We start from the raw sequence: 4,830 nt of genomic DNA, 5'->3' as shown, positions 1-4,830 counted from the left end.
CCGGCGCTCGCCGTCGCATCAGCCGCCGACCACGGAGCGCAGCGCGGTCAGCAGGACCGGTGCCAGGATCGCCAGCGCGTAGCCGATCCCGGCGGCCTTGAACGACCCTTTNGCCCGTTCGACCTCCGCGGGGTCGCCGTTGGCGCCCATGTAGCGCAGNCCGCCGACGGAGNCGAACAGGGTCGCGGCNCCNGCGAGNATCCCNATNAGCCAGTTCCGCATGTTGGTGATCACCTGGTTGAGGTCGGTCACCGCCGGCACCGGCGCCGNCGGGGGNGCNGCNGGCCCGGCCGCGTGCGCNACGCCCGCGGCGAGCAGCACCGCCCCGATCACCGCGAGCACCGTGACCACNCCGACNANCAGNCGCAGGCCCCGGGCCGGNGGCGCGCCGNGCCGNTCGAGCCGGCCGTCGCCGCGGTGNTCACCGTCGAGGGTGACCAGGNCGAGGGCCAGGACNCCGCCGGCCGCGAGNTGCACCAGCCCCGCCGTGCCCCACACCCGCACCGNCACCACGGNNCCGCCCANCCGGCGGGTCAGCAGCGACAGTCCCACCGCCGCACCCGCCGCCGCGGCAGCCAGCAGCAGCCCTGCGACCCCCCGCAGCAGCCGGNGNNCCCACCNCGGNGCGGCGTCGTAGCGGCCCCGCNCCGCCNCGGNGATCCGCGCNGCGCCGCGGCGCACCACNTCGAGGCTGCGGGCGACNGCCAGAACCGNNGNGGAGACCGGGCGGCTCATCGGCTTGCTCCCGGCTGACGCGGACCNANCTCGCCGGCGAGGACCGCGTGCAGCAGCCGTTCGTGGGCGACCGACAGCCGCAGCGCCCACTCCTCACCCGGCGTCACCGTCGCCGCGGACAGCACCGCCGGGGTCACGCCCTCCCGGGCGGAGGCGACCAGCTTCGCCTCCGCGCCGCTGAGCACCCCGACGCGGACCGACTGGGCGAGCAGCCGGCGCAGCCCCGCGCCCCACGGCTGCGGCGGCCAGGCCGCCGTCACCGGCACGCATGTCCCGACCGGCAGCCGGGGGAACTGCGTGCACGCGAAGGCCAGCCCGGCGCGGTAGGCGCCCCACACCAGCCGGTGTTCCACCCCGAGGCCCGACTCGCTGGCCCGCAGCGCCTCCAGGAAGCCGGTGAGCACCTCACCGTCGAGATCCGCCCGCAGACCGGGGCGGCCTTCGGTCAACGCGGCGGAGATGTGCCGCAGCATCGGTAGCGCGACCCCGACCGCCGCGACCAGCCAGCCTTCCTCGTCCTGGCGCCGTGCGAGGTCCCNCCATACCGCCGCCCGTGCCTGCGCCGAGAGTTCGGCGCGGCTCACCAGAGCCTGCAGTTCGCCGATTCCCACCGGCCGCTGCGGCAGCTCCTCGTGGACGTCACGGCCCTCGAGAACGCACAGGCCGCGTTCGGCTACCTCCGCGAAAGCGGCGCCGGCGAGATCCAACGCCGTCGATTCTCCGCGTGCCGGATATCCGTTCACTGGTCTCCCTCGCTGTTCGTCCGAAAACGTGCGAGACCAGAACCTCAAAAGCACCTGGCGAAACCGCTGACACCGTTGTCGAAATCCCTGACAGCGGCCTCCTTCATACGCAGGAAGGGGCCGGCCGGACCTGTCAGAAAGGCGCCCGTGCCAGCGGTTCTCCCGTCGGCCTGCCCGGGACGCAGACATGGAGGGGCGGTTTTTTTCTTCGCTGACACCGTGGGAATGTCAGCCGATTCGCCAGCGAACTGTCAGGCGCTGTGGTCACCCCGTCGGTTGTGACGGAATCTGGGTGTCAGCGGCTCCGTCAGGACTGTCAGGGAAAAAGCCAAACGTTCGGGGTTTCCTCGGAACTGCCTCTCACCGGCCGCCGCCGGTCCGAGACAACCTCCGCTTCTTTCCCCGAAGGAGACATGGCTGTGCCGTTCACATCGGGCACCACCGATCCCGGCCGCGAACCGGTCCCTCTCACCGTGTGGACCACCCACGCCCAGGGCGACGAGCTGTTTTCCGAGGATGTTCTCGGTCGTGTTCTTGACGCCTATAGCCGTCGCGGTGACCTGGTCCTGTCCACCACCAGCGTCCCGCCCGTGGTCGGCGACCGGTGCATTACCGCCGGCCGCCGTCACCGCACGGTGAGCACCACCACCGACACCGATATCCTCACCGGCCACCGCCTGGGCGCCGCCGCGCTCATCGTCGACCTGCACACAAGCACCGCCAGCCGCACCGTCCGCGCCGCGATGTACAGCAGACTGGCCGCGCTACTGCGACCGGCCGGCATTCTTCTGATCGGGCTACCGCCCTCCATATCCGACGGCGGTGACCCTCTCACCGACACCGCCGCCGCCGCCTGCAGCGCCGGTCTGACCTACACCCAGCATCTCCTCGCCGTCCGGATTCCCCTGCCTGACGGCTTTCTCGTCCCGCCCGCGGACTGGGATCCGGCCGACGACCCGACCCTGCCCACGCCGCTGCCACCGCTGCGTGTTCATGCCGACATCGCCGTGTTCACCCGCCCCACAGTTCGGAGCAGCCGTTGACGTCGACCAACCCATCCCCGCGGCAGGCATACAGCCTCATTCCCGCCGGCCAGCAACACCCCCGCGTGCAACGCACCGGCCGTTACACCCCCACCTCCACCCAGCACCCCGCCCGCATGCTGCCCGCGCTCGCCCGCCACCTCATCGCCGCCTACAGCCGTCCCGGCGACACCATTCTTGACCCGATGTGCGGTATCGGCACCACGCTGGTCGAAGCCNCACATCTCGGCCGTCGCAGCCTCGGGGTCGACCTGGAATCGCGCTGGGTCTCCCTCGCCCGCGCCAATCTGCGCCTTGCCCGCCAGCAAGGCGCCGCCGGTAGCGGCCGGCTTTTCCGCGGCGATGCCCGCCACCTCGAGCAGGTCATTCCCGCCGACTATCACGGCAGGATCAACCTGCTGCTAACCTCACCGCCCTACGGGCAGGCCACCCACGGCACCATCACCGTCGCCCCGGGGAAGGGCGTCCACAAAACCGACTACCGCTATTCCGACAGCCCCGCCAACNTGGCGAACACCGACCTCGACGGTCTCCTCGACGGCATCGCTGCCGTTCTCCACAGCGCCCACCGGCTGCTTTCCCCCGGCGGCATCGTCGCACTCGCCGCCCGCCCTTTCCGCCACGCCGGCGCGCTGGTCGACCTCCCCGGCGCCCTGGTCGACCTTGCCGACGAGACCGGCCTGCACCTGCACGCCCGCGCCGCGGCCCTGCTCGCCGCCGTCCGCCCCGACGGCACCCTCGTTTCCCGCGCGACGTTCTTCGCCCGGCACAACATCCGCGTCGCCCGCGCCGCCGGCCACCCCCTCCATCTGATCGCCCACGAGGACATCCTCCTGCTACGCACCCCTACCAGACCGGACTGACAGTGGCCACAACCTGCGCGAACAGGGAGCGTCGCCGAGGGGACGATGTCCGGCGCCGGGCTGACAGTTCGTTGGCGAAAGCCCTGACAGGTCCCTGGCGAAACCCCTGACGCCCCTGCCGCCGGGCCCGTCGCACGACCCGGCGGCAGGGGCGCCCCGGCACAGCACCTACTTGGCGCCCGCCGCCCGCCGGCCGCGTGAGGGACCGTGACCGTCTCCCGGGCTGAGCCCTCCAGGCCGCGTACTCCGCGCCATCTCCCTCCGCCCACATACCCCCGCCCTGCGAGGACCTGTTGGAGGTCCTGTTGAAGGAATGGACCGACGCGGACATCCGCAGGCTCCCTGCCGTCATTGACCTCGTCACCGCCGGCGAAATTCTCGGGATCGGCCGCACCCAAAGCTACCGGCTCGCGAAAACCGGGAAATTCCCCGTGAAGATTTTCCAGATCGGTAGCCGATACAAAGTTCCCACCTCCCTCATCCGTCGGCACCTGTCCATCGACGAAATCTCTGGTGAAGGCGCTTGACACGGGGTTCCCATGGAGCCTGAATTGTTTTGATGGTCGTTTCCTCGTTACGTCGACCATTGCATGTGTGCGGGGCGGCCGTGCATTCCGCTCTTACCTCGTCTTTTTTCATGCTCTCGACCGAGAGATTTCATGGACTTTCCGGATATTTGGGTGGAGTTTTATTTGGGGTGTGATGCCAGGAGTTCCGGGTCCTTTCCGTGGAGGCGAGATGGATCGTCAGATTCAAGAATTGAAAACGAAAGGCTTTTCTGGGAAAATGAAAATCAAAACTGAGAGGCGGTGCGGCTGCCGTGGTGCGGACGGCAAGCAGCTTGGGAAACGCTGCCCGAGGCTCAAGAGGAAAGATCATGGTAGGTGGACGTATCGAATCCAGGTTCCCGAAGATCTGCGGCCNCTGGTCGGCAGAGGGGAGATTCGGGGCTCCGGATACCCGACCGAAGAGGACGCANGGGCGGACGCCGAGAAGGAAGTTGTCAAGATCCGTTCTGGGCGGCAACACGTCGGCCAGTTGACCGTCGGTCAGTACCTGAANACGTGGCTCGCAGGAAAGCGGCGACTACGCCCCACGAGCCGCGGTGGCTATGAGAGCAACATCCGCCTCTATCTATGCCCCATGCTCGGGGAACTGCCCCTCAAGGGTCTCCGGAAAAGTCATATAGATCAGATGATCGCACGGCTTGAGGTCGAGGGATCCGCTCCCGTGAAAGGGGGCAACGGTGCGATGAGGAAGTCTCGGTCGCTCGCTCCGAAAACGATTCTCGAGATCTTCGCGACGCTGCGAGCCGCGCTCAATGACGCAGTGGTAGAACGGTTGATTGACTGGAATCCGGCTTTGGGTGTGGAGATGCCTGAACAAGACGAGGAGGAGGTTGAACCGTGGGAGCCCGAAGAAGTCGGCCGATTCCTGGACGAGGCC

The 4,830-nt window shown here is 68.8% G+C and carries 4 protein-coding genes and 5 pseudogenes; 6 read left to right on the top strand and 3 right to left on the bottom strand.

What is annotated here, in order from left to right:
* Positions 1 to 18: 18 nt before the first annotated feature.
* From FF86_RS69215 to FF86_RS69205, 3 genes and pseudogenes are all read right to left on the bottom strand, one after another.
* Positions 19 to 111: pseudogene (locus tag FF86_RS69215) on the bottom strand (hypothetical protein); the annotation flags it as partial.
* Between the two features lies 1 nt (position 112).
* The coding region (locus FF86_RS69210) for a hypothetical protein (protein WP_396230179.1) at positions 113 to 159 on the bottom strand (47 nt) is incomplete at its 3' end.
* Positions 160 to 208: 49 nt separating this feature from the next.
* Positions 209 to 252, bottom strand: a 44-nt coding sequence (locus FF86_RS69205; protein WP_396230178.1) for a hypothetical protein, incomplete at its 3' end; no start/stop codon positions are given.
* 1,645 nt (positions 253 to 1,897) lie between these two features.
* Here FF86_RS69205 and FF86_RS29560 point away from each other — a divergent pair.
* The 6 genes and pseudogenes from FF86_RS29560 to FF86_RS60680 all read left to right on the top strand — a co-directional run.
* Positions 1,898 to 2,521 carry a hypothetical protein gene (locus FF86_RS29560; RefSeq protein WP_128423410.1) on the top strand — a complete coding sequence of 208 codons (624 nt, stop codon included), beginning with the start codon at positions 1,898 to 1,900 and terminating at the stop codon, positions 2,519 to 2,521.
* 65 nt (positions 2,522 to 2,586) lie between these two features.
* Positions 2,587 to 2,739: pseudogene (locus FF86_RS60695) on the top strand (DNA methyltransferase); the annotation flags it as partial.
* Between the two features lies 1 nt (position 2,740).
* Positions 2,741 to 3,027, top strand: a pseudogene (locus FF86_RS60690) (hypothetical protein); the annotation flags it as partial.
* A 650-nt stretch (positions 3,028 to 3,677) separates the two neighbouring features.
* Entirely contained in the window at positions 3,678 to 3,911 is a 234-nt protein-coding gene (locus FF86_RS29550) for a hypothetical protein (protein WP_044888127.1), read from the top strand.
* A 535-nt stretch (positions 3,912 to 4,446) separates the two neighbouring features.
* A pseudogene (locus FF86_RS63420) lies at positions 4,447 to 4,578 on the top strand (site-specific integrase); the annotation flags it as partial.
* 36 nt (positions 4,579 to 4,614) lie between these two features.
* A pseudogene (locus tag FF86_RS60680) lies at positions 4,615 to 4,830 on the top strand (phage integrase SAM-like domain-containing protein); the annotation flags it as partial.

It is taken from the genome of Frankia sp. CpI1-P (genome assembly GCF_001421075.1).
Taxonomy (GTDB): Bacteria; Actinomycetota; Actinomycetes; order Frankiales; family Frankiaceae; genus Frankia; species Frankia torreyi.
This window is presented reverse-complemented; position numbering and strand designations above follow the sequence as displayed.